19 protein-coding genes are annotated in these 14,229 nt (G+C 43.7%); 13 read left to right on the forward strand and 6 right to left on the reverse strand.

The window, feature by feature from the left end:
• Positions 1-5 precede the first annotated feature (5 nt).
• The 4 genes from FRZ54_RS05205 to FRZ54_RS05220 all read left to right on the forward strand — a co-directional run bounded on the left by FRZ54_RS05205 (position 6) and on the right by FRZ54_RS05220 (position 3,275).
• Positions 6-617 carry a phage tail protein gene (locus FRZ54_RS05205; RefSeq protein WP_147030587.1) on the forward strand — a complete coding sequence of 204 codons (612 nt, stop codon included), beginning with the start codon at positions 6-8 and terminating at the stop codon, positions 615-617.
• Between the two features lie 19 nt (positions 618-636).
• A complete protein-coding gene (locus tag FRZ54_RS05210) occupies positions 637-1,242 on the forward strand; it encodes a phage tail protein (RefSeq protein WP_147030588.1) in 606 nt (201 codons plus the stop codon).
• Positions 1,243-1,280: 38 nt separating this feature from the next.
• Positions 1,281-1,889 (forward strand): phage tail protein, encoded by a 609-nt coding sequence (locus FRZ54_RS05215; RefSeq protein ID WP_147030589.1) that lies wholly within the window; start codon positions 1,281-1,283, stop codon positions 1,887-1,889.
• A gap of 195 nt (positions 1,890-2,084) precedes the next feature.
• On the forward strand, positions 2,085-3,275 hold the full coding sequence (locus tag FRZ54_RS05220; protein ID WP_147030590.1) for a nucleotidyltransferase domain-containing protein: 1,191 nt from the start codon (positions 2,085-2,087) through the stop codon (positions 3,273-3,275).
• Positions 3,276-3,293: 18 nt separating this feature from the next.
• On the opposite strand, the gene FRZ54_RS05225 is transcribed toward FRZ54_RS05220, so the two are convergent.
• The 6 genes from FRZ54_RS05225 to FRZ54_RS05245 all read right to left on the reverse strand — a co-directional run bounded on the left by FRZ54_RS05225 (position 3,294) and on the right by FRZ54_RS05245 (position 7,253).
• A complete protein-coding gene (locus FRZ54_RS05225; RefSeq protein ID WP_147030591.1) occupies positions 3,294-4,190 on the reverse strand; it encodes a sulfotransferase family protein in 897 nt (298 codons plus the stop codon).
• A complete protein-coding gene (locus tag FRZ54_RS05230) occupies positions 4,190-5,020 on the reverse strand; it encodes a hypothetical protein (RefSeq protein WP_147030592.1) in 831 nt (276 codons plus the stop codon). The genes FRZ54_RS05225 and FRZ54_RS05230 overlap by 1 nt, the downstream gene beginning before the upstream one ends.
• A complete protein-coding gene (locus FRZ54_RS05235; RefSeq protein WP_147030593.1) occupies positions 5,007-5,462 on the reverse strand; it encodes a hypothetical protein in 456 nt (151 codons plus the stop codon). Before FRZ54_RS05235 ends, FRZ54_RS05230 begins: the two co-directional genes overlap by 14 nt.
• Positions 5,459-5,632: a hypothetical protein gene (locus FRZ54_RS24360; protein WP_187359749.1), complete on the reverse strand. Its 174-nt coding sequence runs from the start codon at positions 5,630-5,632 to the stop codon at positions 5,459-5,461. Before FRZ54_RS24360 ends, FRZ54_RS05235 begins: the two co-directional genes overlap by 4 nt.
• Positions 5,613-6,626, reverse strand: coding sequence for a sulfotransferase family protein (locus FRZ54_RS05240; RefSeq protein ID WP_187359750.1), 1,014 nt, complete (start codon positions 6,624-6,626; stop codon positions 5,613-5,615). The genes FRZ54_RS24360 and FRZ54_RS05240 overlap by 20 nt, the downstream gene beginning before the upstream one ends.
• A gap of 126 nt (positions 6,627-6,752) precedes the next feature.
• Positions 6,753-7,253 carry a hypothetical protein gene (locus tag FRZ54_RS05245; RefSeq protein ID WP_147030595.1) on the reverse strand — a complete coding sequence of 167 codons (501 nt, stop codon included), beginning with the start codon at positions 7,251-7,253 and terminating at the stop codon, positions 6,753-6,755.
• 113 nt (positions 7,254-7,366) lie between these two features.
• Between FRZ54_RS05245 and FRZ54_RS05250 the strand changes: the two genes are divergently transcribed.
• The 9 genes from FRZ54_RS05250 (at position 7,367) to FRZ54_RS05285 (ending at position 14,208) form a co-directional block, all read left to right on the forward strand.
• Positions 7,367-8,002, forward strand: coding sequence for a 2OG-Fe(II) oxygenase (locus tag FRZ54_RS05250; RefSeq protein WP_147030596.1), 636 nt, complete (start codon positions 7,367-7,369; stop codon positions 8,000-8,002).
• 11 nt (positions 8,003-8,013) lie between these two features.
• Positions 8,014-8,652 carry a 2OG-Fe(II) oxygenase gene (locus tag FRZ54_RS05255; RefSeq protein WP_187359751.1) on the forward strand — a complete coding sequence of 213 codons (639 nt, stop codon included), beginning with the start codon at positions 8,014-8,016 and terminating at the stop codon, positions 8,650-8,652.
• 3 nt (positions 8,653-8,655) lie between these two features.
• Positions 8,656-9,630, forward strand: coding sequence for a phytanoyl-CoA dioxygenase family protein (locus tag FRZ54_RS05260; protein ID WP_147030598.1), 975 nt, complete (start codon positions 8,656-8,658; stop codon positions 9,628-9,630).
• Positions 9,631-9,640: 10 nt separating this feature from the next.
• Positions 9,641-10,261: a hypothetical protein gene (locus tag FRZ54_RS05265; protein ID WP_147030599.1), complete on the forward strand. Its 621-nt coding sequence runs from the start codon at positions 9,641-9,643 to the stop codon at positions 10,259-10,261.
• Positions 10,262-10,297: 36 nt separating this feature from the next.
• Positions 10,298-10,582 (forward strand): PqqD family protein, encoded by a 285-nt coding sequence (locus tag FRZ54_RS05270; protein ID WP_147030600.1) that lies wholly within the window; start codon positions 10,298-10,300, stop codon positions 10,580-10,582.
• On the forward strand, positions 10,572-11,015 hold the full coding sequence (locus FRZ54_RS05275; protein ID WP_147030601.1) for a lasso peptide biosynthesis B2 protein: 444 nt from the start codon (positions 10,572-10,574) through the stop codon (positions 11,013-11,015). The genes FRZ54_RS05270 and FRZ54_RS05275 overlap by 11 nt, the downstream gene beginning before the upstream one ends.
• Before the next feature lie 48 nt (positions 11,016-11,063).
• Positions 11,064-11,237: a hypothetical protein gene (locus FRZ54_RS24365; protein ID WP_187359752.1), complete on the forward strand. Its 174-nt coding sequence runs from the start codon at positions 11,064-11,066 to the stop codon at positions 11,235-11,237.
• Positions 11,238-11,338: 101 nt separating this feature from the next.
• Entirely contained in the window at positions 11,339-13,234 is a 1,896-nt protein-coding gene (locus FRZ54_RS05280; RefSeq protein WP_147030602.1) for an asparagine synthase-related protein, read from the forward strand.
• Positions 13,235-13,236: 2 nt separating this feature from the next.
• Positions 13,237-14,208 carry a phosphoenolpyruvate carboxykinase (ATP) gene (locus FRZ54_RS05285; RefSeq protein ID WP_147030603.1) on the forward strand — a complete coding sequence of 324 codons (972 nt, stop codon included), beginning with the start codon at positions 13,237-13,239 and terminating at the stop codon, positions 14,206-14,208.
• Positions 14,209-14,229: the final 21 nt, after the last annotated feature.

Genomic DNA, 14,229 nt, shown 5'->3' on the forward strand with positions numbered 1-14,229 from the left:
ATATTATGGAAGGAACAATGTCAGAAATCCGGCTTTTCGCCGGGAACTTTGCCCCCCGAACATGGGCGCTTTGCCAGGGGCAAACATTAGCCATTTCAAGTAACCAGGCATTATTTGCATTGCTTGGCACTACTTACGGGGGTAATGGAATTCAAACTTTTATGCTGCCCGACCTGCGGGGAAAAACAGTGATCGGCACCGGGCAGGGACTTGGTCTCTCGCAGTATGTTTTAGGTGAAACCCTCGGCACTAACGATGTGACCATAACATCGCAAACCATGGCAGCACACACTCACGCTACCGTTATAACACAGCCGACAACAAGGGGGACGGGCACAGCAACATTGTATGGGGTTAATGCAGGCGGGCAATCGCAACCTGCAGGAAATTTCCTGGGCACCGATACAACCGGGGGAGCCAAACCTTTTACACATCCGGGCACAGGTACGCCAGCGGTAATGTCCAGAGATGCAATAACATATGCAAATCTAAACGTGCCTGCACCTACGGTTACGACCGGGCTTACCGGGGGCAGCCAGCCACACAATAACATCATGCCCACCATTGCATTAAATTATATTATTTGTCTCCAGGGGATATTCCCTTCAAGAGATTAACCATTTAAAACTTAAACACATGGAAGGAACAATTGGCGAAATACGCGGATTTGCAGGTAATTTTGCACCATTGAACTGGCAATTCTGCCAGGGGCAAACAATGTCCATCGCCCAGGAGACAGCACTTTTTGCTATCATAGGCACTACTTATGGTGGCGATGGCGTAACCACTTTTCAATTACCCAATATACAAAGCCGGATAGTTATAGGTACCGGGCAGGGCTTGGGTCTGCCAGACTATGCCCTCGGAGAGGTTTTAGGGGAAGAAAACCATACGCTCCTGACCACCGAGATACCTGCGCATAATCATACAGCAACTGTGCAAACCGATTCAACGCCCGCATCCGCGACATTCGAGTTGATGGGTGTTCCGGGCCAGGGCGGGAAAGCACTGCCGCAGAGTAATCTATTGGGACAGGACGCAACGGCTACTATTTATGCCCCCGGCGGATCACAGACCGTTGCTATGAATGCCGGATCGGTAACACTCAATAGCCTGACCGCACCTTTACCGGGAGTCGCCGTCTCCCTGGCTGGTTCAAGCCTGCCGCATTCTAATATTCAGCCAGTACTGGCTATGAATTACATCATTTGTATCAATGGAATATTCCCATCGAGGGATTAATGCCAAATTAATTATGGATCATTAAAAAACTTATCAAAATGGAAGGAACTATAGGAGAAGTAAGAATGTTTGCCGCAAATTTTGCACCTCGTACCTGGGCGTACTGCCAGGGGCAGATATTATCAATAGCATCAAATACGGCACTTTTTTCAATTTTAGGCACGCAATACGGCGGTAATGGAACCAGTACTTTTGCCCTGCCCAACCTTGCCAGCAGGGCTTTCATCGGCACCGGGCAGGGGCCCGGCTTGAGCCTCTATGACAACGGCGAAATGGTTGGAACTGAAACGGTAACGTTAATTTCGTCAAATCTGCCCTCGCATACGCATACAGCTACGGTTACCGCCGGAACAGGCGCAACCGCTGACGTTACCCTGAACGGCGTAAATGGCCTGGCCGGCCAAGCAAGCCCTGCCGGCGGCCTTTTAGGACAGGATACGGCGCAAAATGTAAACCTTTTTGCAGCCACCGGTACGCCCGTGGCTATGGATCCTGGATCAATTGTTGTCACCAAGGTTTCCACGCCGGCAGTAACCACCGTCACACTTGCGCCGGCAGGCAATACCATTCCCCACAACAATATTCAGCCGTCCCTGGCCCTGAATTATATTATTTGCCTCCAGGGTGTATTCCCCGTCAGGAATTAAAACGACGAATCATAAGCCTGAGAAACAACGGCCGGTATCACTTGCCGGTCGTTGTTTTTTGGAACAGCACCAGTATTTTGCCGCTCTTCAACATCTTTTTATTGTTGGTTAACCCACACTTTGCACAAACTTTTTTAGCTTTAAGCACCACTTTTCAGTAGCTGGCCTGACCGAATAATTTATACCTCTATAAAAATGATCCCGCTAAAAGATCTGGCAGATACCTATTCAAACGAACAACTTTTTCTGTTGCAGATATGCAGGATGTATTTTTCGGGATACGGAAAAACTGATCTTAATGCTTTCGTGACCTCGCAGCCTCCCGACTGGCAATTAGTTTACAAAATAGCCATGGCGCACGGCATCAGACCATTTATTTATGATGTGATCTTAAAATACGACCTTGATGTTGATACGAACTTCCGGCTAAAGTTAGAAAATGATCACCGTATCATGCTGCAAAGAAACATGATGCAGGCAATAGTGACAGCGAAAATAACTGCGGATCTAAAAGATTTAGGCATCACCGTAATTGCTTATAAAGGTGCTGCTTTAATATCCCGGCACTATGATAATATGGGAATGAGGGAAAGCATCGACATCGACCTTATCGCAAGCCGGAGTGATATAGCAAGGATAGAAGATTATTTTATTAACAGCGGATACATCCCCAAAGAGACCGTGCCACGCCGTTACCTTAAACTTTACCAGCTTTTTTTTAAGGATATGGTTTACCACGTACCTAAATACGATTGCAACATCGAAGTTCACTGGTCGCTTCTCAACGGTTTTGCCGGAAAATATCCCACCTTTGAATTTTTTAACCCCCATATAGAACCCTATAAGCAGGCTTCCGGCGAATACATCGTTCTGTCTCCGTCATTTGATTTTCTTGCCACCATTTCCAATCACCTGGTAAAAGACATGAATACCCGGTTTAAATACATAATTGATATAGCCTGTATATTAAAAAAGGACCCCGCATTGTTAGACGATTCTGTTATTCTTTCAACTGCAACTAAGTTTGGATTTAAGAAAAGGCTCATAAAAGGTTTATCCGTTGTAAGCAGCCTGACAGGGGTGGATATTGCGCCGTCCTTCTCAACCAAAATAACCAGGGAAGACCTGTTGGTACCATTGCAATACCCGGTTGCTTTGAGCAGCTTACAATTTAATAATGCTCGTTTTTTAAAGCGCTCGTTAAGTTCGCAGGACAACACCGCAAATAAGGCCGGTTTTCTTTTACGGTCATTTGCTTATTTTTTTATCCCGTCATATATAGACATAAACACTTTCAGGCTGCCTATATATCTCTTCCCCCTTTTATTCATTTTGCGGCCATTCCGGCTGCTGTTAGAAAAAATAAGTCTTCGACCCAAAAAGTAGCGCCGTCATAAAAGACTGTCACGTATCATTTTCATCAAAGCTTTTCCTGTTAAATTCTACTTTCGAATCAAATAAAAACTGTGTTTGCATAAGCAATAATTGTTTGGCGCTGGCATCAGCTTTGAAATAATGCAATATCGATGGCAATAAATCAGGATTAAGATCCTTGTAATCAATTGATTTTAATACATCAACGGGGTATTTTTTTGCGGTCGTAAGGAAACTTTCCACTATTTCTTTTTTATCAGTGTGAGCGCTTTGTGCCGTTATATTCAAAAATCCGGTGTCGCCTGTCGCAAGCCAACCCGGGAGCTTTTTGCCGAACGATTTTAATATATCCTCGCTGTCCCGATTCAAGAATATTGCCGGCACATCAGGGAACACCGCATGTATAAAGTCAAAAAAAAGAATGTTGAAAGAAGTGAATTTTATAAAATAGTGCTTATGCGTTTTGCTTCTCTGCCTGCTCATCACAAGTAAAAGATTTCTGTACATCTTTTTGTTGTTCTCAGTCTCTTGTATGGGCAAATGTCCATTTTCGGCAAAAAGGGGCCATATGCTATTCGTCGGCCCGGCTTCGCTAATAACATGATTTTCGCGCGAACGTGCCAATACTTTCGAAAGCATTGTAGATCCTGAACGACCTGCGTGGAATATAAAACCTGTCGGGTAAATACTTTCAGCCACCAATGCATCTTCCTCGAGCGTGTCAATACCCGTCAGAAGTGTTTTGATGTCACCTTTTTTTAACGCTGAGAATACATCAGCTGACCTGTGAAAAAAACCCTCGTAAAAATGATACCGGCCGAAATCAAGCCAGGCAATGGTACGTTTCACCGGATCGACCGATACCGGAAGAAATCCGGTGTTCGCAATAAGTTCGCTTAAAACCGCTTGATCTGTACCGTTTCTCATTACGTCCCCGGGATTATTTTTAAGCGAAATATCATATCGGTAAAGAAAACCAGGTATGCCGGCCCCATGTATTTCAGGTAATTTATGCGCATGGTTATTAACGTACCTGTATGAAATAGTATGGCAAACGCCACATAAAAAAAAGCAACCGACGGGAAGAAGACAACCAACCAGAAAGTAAGCTCAAAAACAAGGGTAAGGAAGCTTAATGCCATGCAGGCCGCGGGTCTGCCAGCTAAAACTAACGCACTCTTCTTATCGGACCAAAGATAATTTTCCATTAAATAGGCCTGCAGGCTTTTACCGTTTACCCACCTTAGGCCCGACCTTGTCAGTTTTTGCAAGCCCGCGGAAAAATAAACCTGCACTAACGCTATTTTAACCAGGAGCAATTCCCAACCTGTTGATGGTGCTGCCAACGATTTATCCAATGAGGGTGATAATAGCAGTATGAGCAAAACAATTGGCAAAAGATTGGTTTTGCGTTGGACATATGCTAGCGAAATGATCTGGCTGAAATACAAAAAGTAGTTAACAAGCGCTATAAAAATAAATATGTGCGGATAAAACCCTATGCATACCAATACCAGGCTTATCATCATACATAAGCCGGAGCCTAAAAATTGGTATTGATTTAACGCAGGTAAAGGTATAAAACCGAGCAATTGTTGTGTCCTGCCATATATTTTCCAGGGTTCTGTTTTGAAATAGCGATACTGTTGGCGAAAGCTGAACAGTAATTGTATGGCCAATGCCGCGCAAAAAAGTTTGGCGAACATGCCGGTTTCATTGGGACCGTGGGCGCTATTAAACAGATCAGGAAAATCCATCTCTTAAATTATCTAACGGGATTGTTTCAATTACCTCATCCTCAGGCTTAAGGTCTTTTGTCATCTTCCTTTCAACTATACAAAGAGTGGTGTAATTGCCCACCGGCACCCCTTCTTCTTTAGCGATCCTCAAAACTAAAATTAAAAGCCTTGTTTGCTCAAGCCGTAATAAAACGTCCTTTTCCGCCCACCCACTGTCGATAGCGTGCAGCTGTTTCAGCTTTCTCCCAACGTATTCGGGGTAACGATAAAACTCAGATATCCACCATGTCATACTTCCGTCCGGCTTTTTAAACGCGATACGGTACACGCCAATTTCGTTTAACTTATGCATAGACGAATACATGGGGTAATATGAAAAAGGATAGGCTTCCTTCTGCATTACTGTAACCAAAAGCAGTACAGCGCAAACCGCAATAAAAAAAATGATATAAAAGATCATCCTGTAAGTTCTTCGTTATGTATGAGCCTTATTTCCGAATCGCGCCCGGAAAACATGGTATTGCCGGGGCAAAGTTCAAGATTTATCATTTCAATCGTGTGCAGCGAGTCCACTCTGGTCTCAATGCCACAGGCCTGTTTAAGTAAGGTTTCAGGTTTTAACGCCATCATTTTTTAAATAAGCCTTCAATTTTCTGCCAATAAACTGATTCAACCTGATGAATCTCCAAAACCATATCTTTAAGGCATAACCCCAATCGTAAAAGTAATTCGTCAGCACCCACAGGAATTTAATTCTCCCAGGTTTTATGGGATCATACCCCCACATGATCAGCTCTTTTCCGGCCAGCCAGTTAAATCGTTCATGCTGTTTACGATTCCATTTTGCGCTTCGCTGCAGCGGGTTAAATTCAGCCGTTTTATCTACAGGCTCCCAATGCACCGGCCCGGCGCCGCGCTTAAATACAGAAGAGCCAATTACCGGCGAATTCAATGCCTTTTCGAAATCGTAACGTGCTGTATCCAGATCAAGAAAGGACAGAATTTTTCTCATCTCATTTTCAGTGTTTGCGTAAAGCTCTTCATATTTTATCACAAGGAATTGCTTCCCTTCCACCGTCCATTGCTTTTGAATTTCAAAAATATCCCGGGCAGCATTTGCCCAATCGCGTGTTGCCGCTTCCCTGTTATATTTGAAAGACAAATTAATAGATTCTACAAGGCTCCTTCCATCCCTTATCAGTATAATGAGTTTTTCATCCGGGAAAAGCCTAAAGAAATTTTTAAGATTACTTACATTAGGGGTTTTAGTAACCATGTACCGGTAATCCATATCGCAGGTTTCGGTAACAGGTATTTTTTTTTGATCTAAAGCTTGCTGTGTAAGACGCTTCAGAAATATCCTTAACCCTTCTCCCAATCCTTCTGCTAACAGTTGCTCAGCTTCCATATCTTCGGGCAGGTCGGCATCTACCACCCATTGCCTGTTGCTGCGCTCTATATATTTCATCAGTAACGACGACCTCGCTAATAGCCCATCCTCTACCAGTACACTTCTGCGGCATTTTTGGTGAAGGCAAAGCAGATGCATCAGGTAATGCGTTCCGCTGCGTGGCATTATTCCCTGTATAAAAACGAAATTTAATCCTTCTTCCTGAATATTCATTGCGTTATAAATATATATGCAGGGCAAGTTGCTATCCAAACCCAAAAAAATCCAAGCCTTAGCCATATAACATTGCCGATAAACAGCCTGCCCACTCCAAAACCGCGGTCGCCGTAATCTCCAAGTTCATCCTTTATGAAAATAGCGAGTAAATATTACTATGCCTTCGTGATCGTCTATGTTGAATTGTCGGACGGCCTTATAACCTGCTGAAGGCATTTGCATTATAAAGCACAATATTGCATTATAATTAAATCTTTCGCTTATCTTTTTCAATTTTGTTTTATCTTGTTGCGTTTCTGCAATGGCTGCAAAATCGCCGATAATGGATTTAAAACTTTCGGAAACAGCGTATGGAGGGAACCGGACAGCTTGATAGATCTTCCAGCGCTGCGTCAGTGAGATATTTTTCCGTTCGGTTACAGATTGATCAGAAAGCCTGTCGCGATAATATAATTTATATTCTCCCGGGTTATTGCGGGAAAAAAGCTGGAAGGCCGATGTCCACCTGAATAGGTCAATATAAAAAGTAAAGCAGGCCATTTTTTTAATAAAAACAGCGTAGCAGGTGTTGGCAAGTAGCCAAAAGGAAAATATGAAAATAACCGTGATTTCTTTTAAGGTCATGGTTTGAAAAGCTGGTCAGTAGATTTACTGATAAAGTTTCGGATTTTCTTTTAAAACTTACTAAATTAAATGATTTATTTAATAACCCGTTTGCTGCCATTCAATACTTACCAATGATAACCATCACAAAAAAAGGCCTTACGGGTTGGGAAGATTCTATTGTTGATAAATTAAAGCACGAATTTGCCGAAAAGCAATGTACCATGCTGCCCAAGCTGCTCGAAGGTCAGCTGCTTGATAAAATAATAGATCGTATAGATAACGCATCTTTTTATGAAAATCAGCATACCGCGTCAGGTAATGTGGTATTTGCTTCGGATCTTTCGGTATCAACAAAAAGCATCGTGTTGCACCAGTTAAATTTTCTATTCAATAATCCCGAACTTTTTCGCCTGATTGAGGCTATAACCGGTTGTACCGAAATTCGCGGATTTTCGGGCAGAATATATCGCAATATGCCGGGGACAGCTCATTTTCTGGATTGGCACGATGATACATCCGGGCCGGCAAGGCTCATTGGGATGAGCATTAACCTTAGCAAGGAAAAATACGAGGGCGGGGTATTCCAGATCCGAAAAAAAGGGAGCAGCGACAATTTAAAGGAAGTTAGCTGTGGCGGCAGGGGCGACACTCATATTTTTAAAGTGTCCCCTCATTTGGAACATTGTGTCACAACAGTAACCGGCAATTCCCCAAGAACGGCTGGCGCGGGATGGTTCACGTCCGATACCCCTTTATTGCACAATTAAAGACGTTTGATATGTTAGCGACCAGTACTTTCATAGATGATACCAGGATTGAAAGCTATAAGGAAGAGTACGTTCGTACAAATTGTATTTTTTTGCCGGGCTTTTTACCCCAGGCGGCCTTAAATTTTCTTCTGAAAAAATTAGGCAATATCCGGTTTCAAACTAAATTTGAAATGGATGACCACAGCAAATTTGGAAAATTGCTTTTGGTTCCCCAAAACGATCCCTTATTGACTATTTTCCAGTTGCTTATAAACAATACCGGCCTTTTTTCTATCGTGGAGGAGATCACCGGTTGCGAGCCTATCGGGAATTTTATGGGCCGTATTCACCGAAGCGAAGAAGGCGAACAACATGGCATAGAATGGCATGGCGATAATTCTGATAACAGGCTGCTGGCTATGACGCTCGGTTTAGGAACAAGGGATTATACCGGCGGTAAGCTACAAATACGGGAAACAGGCAGCGACCAAATTATACGGGAATTTGGGCAACTGAACGCTGGTGATGCAATAATTTTCAAAATAGCGCCCGCCTTGCAGCACAGGCTTACAGTTTTAGAAACCGGCCAGAGAACGGTCGGGGTGGGTTGGTTCAGATCGAAACCAGACCTTGCAACATTTGCTGCAGCGCATTTAAAGCCATATTAAAAAATGGGAGAAGGAAAAGCAGAAGCCGGAAAGATATTATTCAAAGCATTGCTTGAAAAGGAGAGTTTTTCTGAAGAAGAAACCAACCGGCGTATTGGCCTGGCCCGTTCGCAGGATTACTGGCGCAAATTAAATCCGCAGTTGAATGTGTGCGCCGGTTTGAAATTTGATGACTTTGAAGAGCGCCCCTTAACCCCCGGCGGGATAGATGAGATGCTGGAAAAACTTAGCCGGGAAGGCTATTTTTCAACCGGGAGCCCCATCATAAGGAAAGACGTTACCGCGAGAATGTTGCTTGGTGTTGAAAACCTAAGAAAAGCCGGCTGGCATGAAGTTTGGGCCTTTGTGTACGACGAATTCTGGCAGGTTACCCGCACGCCATCAATGCTCAGTTTGTTGTCAGCGCACCTCGGCAAAGGCTTTATGGCAATGCCGCATGTGGTGGTCCATTATGTTTACCCGGAAAAAGGCGCAGGGTGGAGCCCACATGTTGATTTTTCCGACCGGCAAGACCGCTTTACGGTTTGGTTCCCCCTAAGTGATGCAACAATTGATAATGGCTGCATGTATATTATTGCAAGGCACCGTGTTTCTGAGGCGCTGCTTGAGAAATGGCTGAATATGGAAGACTTGAGCCACCGCGAAGTTAAGACCTTATTGCAAAGTACGCGGGCGCTGCCCGTGCCTGCAGGCAGTATATTATCCTGGAAAGGCGATGTTATACATTGGGGAACAATGTCGGCTAAAAATGTTCAGCCCAGGGTGAGTTTGTCCGTCGTATATATTAAAGAAAATACGCATCCTTTGCCGGATGAAGTTCCTTTGCTTTCGCCTGCAGAGGTGCCAGTTTTTTCGACACGGCTGATGGCTGTAGCGAAAGCAATTAAGTATTATAAAATACATGTCTTATCTTTAAATAAATTTTCGGCTATAGCGCATGAACTGCTGACCGCCAATAAAGAAAACCGTATCGCATAGACCAATTGTAATGGATAAGGCTGTAATAGACATAATGCCCTCTGACCAGGCTTCGCAATTCCGGGATTCCGGTTATTGTGTAGTCAGGCAGGCCGTTAACCGCGATATGATCAGCGTGTTTGAAAACTACGCACGTATGCAACGATTTAATAATTATTACCTGTATGATGAGCAAACCTGCTCTCACTGGCGCTATGCCGATACGCTGGGAGAAAGCCTGTTGCTTCATCTGCAGCCGCTGATGGAAAAAGTGTCGGGGCGGAAGCTATACCCAACTAATTCTGTGTTGAGAATATACCAAAACGGAGGTGTTTTGAAAAAACATACAGACCGGCCAACCTGCGAATATAGCGCAACGCTTGCAATAGGGTATGATGCAAAGGATCTTTACCCTATTTGGATAGAGGGCAAAAATGGAGCCGTTGAAGTAAAATTGGACAAAGGAGATATGCTTGTTTATATGGGTTGTGAAATCCCGCATTGGCGCGAGATATTTCAGGGCAGAAACTGGATACAGTTATTTTTGCACTATGTAGACGTTAACGGCGAGTATGCACAATATAAAAATGACGGACGAATAATGATAGGCATGAACTCGGGCAAGGTGCTAACGGGTAAACAGGCAAAATGACATTTATAGAAAACTTAAACTTTAAATCGCATTAATATGACTCATCTTAATTTACCAAAAAAAGTAAAAATATCCGACAATGTATTGTTCCAGCAAATCAATAATGAATGCGTATTGCTGGATATGGATAGCGAACAATACTTTGGGTTAAATGATGTAGGAGCCCGGATATGGCAAATTCTGTCTGAAGACGGTGATACGGAAAAAGCATTGTTACAATTACTGGCAGAGTATGAGACGGATGAAACAACTTTACGTACCGATTTCGTCAACTTGCTTACCGAGCTTGGAAATGAAAAATTGATCGTAATTGAAAATTAAATGGCCCAATATTCCCCCGCGAAGCTTATCCTATACCTATAAATGGATATTCTTCAGAACGCTGATGCTGGCGTTCCTGGTAAGGGTATTGATAAAATTTACGGGCTTCAAATACACTGTTCGCTTTCTCAGGAAATTTGAAAAGGGCCGTGAAATTAATACCGATATTGAAATAGCCGAACTTAAAAAGTATCGTTTTATGATCACATTATCCCATAAATTCTGGCCGGCTACCAACTGCCTGTCCTCATCGCTGGCTTTTTGGCTCACACTCCGCAGAAAAGGTGTAAAAACTGATCTGAAATTTGGTATATTAACCGTGCCGGAGAATAAGCTTAAATCGCATGCCTGGCTTGAGCATAAAGGATACCTGCTAAGCGCCGATGACAGTGCAATAGGTAAGTTTAAAACATTTGATAAGCCTGTTTTATAATAAGTAAATTATTAAGTAAATTTACATTTAACAAATAATTAAGCCGTTATGGAGAACAATAATCCAACTGAAGCTATGCCGGCCAACAGCGGAGATAGCAATCAAAAAAAAGTGTACCAAACGCCAAAAATTCAACGATTTGGTGGTTTAGCCGAATTGGTTCAACTGCGTCCGGGGCGTGGCGCCGATGGAGAGACCATTTGGCCCGATTGCACTTCCTGAAAATATTGCTGCATAATTAGATACATTGTTACCGCACGGCCGGGCCACGCGGTCTTATTTAACCGGTATTAATTTTAAGCGATAATTTTGGGATATAACCGATGACGATATTTTTTGGTGTATACTGCCTGGATGAGACCGATTGCAGTTCTGATACCAAAATCATGCTGGAGTCATTAGATTATGTTTCGTCTGATGCCGATTCACTTTGGAATGCCGAAGGAATAGCTTTAGGGCAAAAGACCGTTTTCAACACACCTGAATCTTTTTATGAAATCCTGCCATTTTACGATCAGGTTAATAATATAACCATTGTCGGGGATGTGCGGCTCGATAACCGTTCAGAGCTCTATAATAAATTAGATATCGATCCCAAAGAATATAAGGAACGTAACGATGCTGCCATCATCATTTTAGCTTACAGAAAGTGGGGAGAGGCTTTGTGCGAAAACCTGCTGGGCGATTTCGCTTTTGTTTTATGGGACGGCAATCTAAAGAGGCTCATTGGCTGTACCGATCACCTCGCATCACGCAGCCTGCATTACTTTTATAATAATAAGAAATTTGTTTTCGCTACGACCCCTAACCCAATTCTCGCGCTCAATGATGTCCCGCAGATAGTTAACGAAAATAAGCTGATGACCATGATCAGTCCGCATGCAAAACATTTATTTTGGGGTGAAAGCTGGTTCAAAAACATTTTCCCGGTCCAGGCGGCAACGACGATATCCGTCGATCGGAATGGCTTTAAAAAGAAGGTATACTGGACACCAGATACAAACAAAATACTATCGTTTAAGGATGAGGCTGCATTTGCTGAAGCTTTCCGGGAAATATTGTTTAAAGCTGTTAGTGATCGCGTGCGGAGCCGGTTTCCTGTTACTGCATTGTTAAGCGGCGGGCTCGACTCCTCGGCCATAGTGAGTGTGGCGGCCAGGGTATTGGAGACCCAAAACCGCGAGCTACAGGTTTTTTCGGGCGTATTGCCGGCTGGGGCCGATCCTGGATTGATCGACGAACGCTATTATATCGATCAGTTCAAAAGACTTCCCAACGTAAATATCAATTACATAACTGCCGAAGGAAAAGGTTTTTTTAGCGACCTGGAAGAGCTGCAGACAACTATTTATGCCCCAACTCTTATCGCGAGCCATTACCTGCACAAGTCATTTGCATTAGCGGCGGGTCAACATGGGTCGAGGGCTTTGCTCGGGGGAGGCGGGGGAGAAATGGGGATATCCTATCATGGCACTGGCTGCTACGCCGAGTTTTTCAGGAAGATGCAATGGTCCATATTATTGCACGAATTGAAGTGCCGCAAAAAAATGAACGGTGAGCAATTCTGGCAAACCGCTTACACCGATGTTTTGAAACCTATGTTTCCGGAACGGATCGCAAAAATGATCAGAAAAAGGCATTTAGACAAGGTAAGGACGCATTGCCTGCAACCAGGCGTTGTGCAAATGCTTATGGATAAATGGGGCCGCGTGAACGCTGAATTATTTAATGTAAATTCTGGCGGCGTTTCATCCAGCCACAGGGTCAATCAGTCAAAGATGATCAGGATGGTACAAACGAAGGCCCATGGCAAAGCGGACCTGGGGGATGTTGAGTTACGGAACCCGCTACTGGATAAAACTTTGTTGGAATTTTGCCTTGCCGTACCGCCTGACCTGAAAGTAAAAAACGGTTATAAACGGTATTTGGTAAGATCGGGTCTTAACGGGATGCTTCCGCCCGAGATACAATGGCGAACCACTAAAGGCCCTTTTTCGCCCGATTACAGGACGAGATATAATGCCCAACTGCCACAGGTAAGATCATTTTTAGATGACATTAATTTGAATGATCCGGTCAGACAGATAGTTGACGTGGAACAATTAAAGCTATGGACGGATAAATATAGCAGCATCACTGACAAAATGGCCCGGGACGCAGTGCCCGAGGGTATTTACCTGATACACTTTTTACGCCGGTTCCCGGATTACCGACTGTAACTATGACTCATTTTTATAATATCTACGGACTGTCGGTCAGCAGTTCACGTAAAATAGAATTACTTAACGAACTGGTTAAACCTTCTTTGGTAGATCTTTCAGTTACCTGGGCCTCTGAACGGGCAGCGATACCCAATGCAGGATTAATTTGGCAACGGGTGATAACCCGGCAGCTCAGCGCCAAACAGCGCATACTTTTTTTTTCTGCTGAGTCCAATTCGGGAACGTATTTAAAATTAACTTTTATTACTGCACATGGCGACCTATCAGTCTTGATGGACCCGGATAAAAAAAATGTTTGGATAATTCATAGCGATACAGAGCCTGTGTCTAACATGAATTCGTTATTCGTAGGTTCCATATTAGGTTGTATATTACGGTTAAGGGGCATACTATGTCTTCATGGATCGGTAATAAATATTGATGGGCAGGCTGTCATCTTTACCGGGAAAAAGAAAAGCGGGAAATCGACCACAGCAACGGCATTTTCAAGATTGGGCTATAAAGTTATGGCCGATGATATTGCTGTAATAAATGAGGCGAACGGTAACTTTGTCGTTCAACCAGGTTATGCCAAAGTACGTTTGCGGCCTCAGCCGCTGGAAGTTTTTTACCCCGAAAACACTTATGCGTTTGATTCGGTATATTCACATCGCGACAGCAAATATTCCGACCTGGCGGGTAGTTTTCATAACACTCCGTTAAAACTTGGCGCTATTTACCTGTTAGGAGAAACTGAAGAAACAGACGGGGCTCCTTTTGTGACGCCAACCTCGGCTGAACGCCTGGTTCAATTGCACAGCAATACTTTTGCCGGCTACGTGCTGACGCCCGACCAGCAGAAGGCAGAATTTGAGATACTTGGGCGGTTGTCGCTAAAAGTGCCGGTTAAGTACCTGCATTTTGGCCGGAATGTAAAGTTGGTGTACCAACAGTGCAGTGTTGTGTTGGATGATCTTAAAAAACAAGTTTGAACGAAAAGATATCAGAGCATT

It is taken from the genome of Mucilaginibacter ginsenosidivorans (genome assembly GCF_007971025.1).
Taxonomy (GTDB): Bacteria; Bacteroidota; Bacteroidia; order Sphingobacteriales; family Sphingobacteriaceae; genus Mucilaginibacter; species Mucilaginibacter ginsenosidivorans.

What these genes read in the sequence shown, in the direction of transcription:
- FRZ54_RS05255 (WP_187359751.1), top strand. Translation starts at nt 8,014, where the DNA reads ATGTTAGCGACCAGTACTTTCATAGATGATACCAGGATTGAAAGCTAT.
- FRZ54_RS05220 (WP_147030590.1), top strand. Translation starts at nt 2,085, where the DNA reads ATGATCCCGCTAAAAGATCTGGCAGATACCTATTCAAACGAACAACTT.
- FRZ54_RS24360 (WP_187359749.1), bottom strand. Translation starts at nt 5,632, where the DNA reads ATGATGGCGTTAAAACCTGAAACCTTACTTAAACAGGCCTGTGGCATT.
- FRZ54_RS05280 (WP_147030602.1), top strand. Translation starts at nt 11,339, where the DNA reads ATGACGATATTTTTTGGTGTATACTGCCTGGATGAGACCGATTGCAGT.
- FRZ54_RS05215 (WP_147030589.1), top strand. Translation starts at nt 1,281, where the DNA reads ATGGAAGGAACTATAGGAGAAGTAAGAATGTTTGCCGCAAATTTTGCA.
- FRZ54_RS05240 (WP_187359750.1), bottom strand. Translation starts at nt 6,626, where the DNA reads ATGAATATTCAGGAAGAAGGATTAAATTTCGTTTTTATACAGGGAATA.
- FRZ54_RS05250 (WP_147030596.1), top strand. Translation starts at nt 7,367, where the DNA reads ATGATAACCATCACAAAAAAAGGCCTTACGGGTTGGGAAGATTCTATT.
- FRZ54_RS05225 (WP_147030591.1), bottom strand. Translation starts at nt 4,190, where the DNA reads ATGAGAAACGGTACAGATCAAGCGGTTTTAAGCGAACTTATTGCGAAC.
- FRZ54_RS05260 (WP_147030598.1), top strand. Translation starts at nt 8,656, where the DNA reads ATGGGAGAAGGAAAAGCAGAAGCCGGAAAGATATTATTCAAAGCATTG.
- FRZ54_RS05265 (WP_147030599.1), top strand. Translation starts at nt 9,641, where the DNA reads ATGGATAAGGCTGTAATAGACATAATGCCCTCTGACCAGGCTTCGCAA.
- FRZ54_RS05270 (WP_147030600.1), top strand. Translation starts at nt 10,298, where the DNA reads ATGACTCATCTTAATTTACCAAAAAAAGTAAAAATATCCGACAATGTA.
- FRZ54_RS24365 (WP_187359752.1), top strand. Translation starts at nt 11,064, where the DNA reads ATGGAGAACAATAATCCAACTGAAGCTATGCCGGCCAACAGCGGAGAT.
- FRZ54_RS05245 (WP_147030595.1), bottom strand. Translation starts at nt 7,253, where the DNA reads ATGACCTTAAAAGAAATCACGGTTATTTTCATATTTTCCTTTTGGCTA.
- FRZ54_RS05205 (WP_147030587.1), top strand. Translation starts at nt 6, where the DNA reads ATGGAAGGAACAATGTCAGAAATCCGGCTTTTCGCCGGGAACTTTGCC.
- FRZ54_RS05230 (WP_147030592.1), bottom strand. Translation starts at nt 5,020, where the DNA reads ATGGATTTTCCTGATCTGTTTAATAGCGCCCACGGTCCCAATGAAACC.
- FRZ54_RS05235 (WP_147030593.1), bottom strand. Translation starts at nt 5,462, where the DNA reads ATGATCTTTTATATCATTTTTTTTATTGCGGTTTGCGCTGTACTGCTT.
- FRZ54_RS05285 (WP_147030603.1), top strand. Translation starts at nt 13,237, where the DNA reads ATGACTCATTTTTATAATATCTACGGACTGTCGGTCAGCAGTTCACGT.
- FRZ54_RS05210 (WP_147030588.1), top strand. Translation starts at nt 637, where the DNA reads ATGGAAGGAACAATTGGCGAAATACGCGGATTTGCAGGTAATTTTGCA.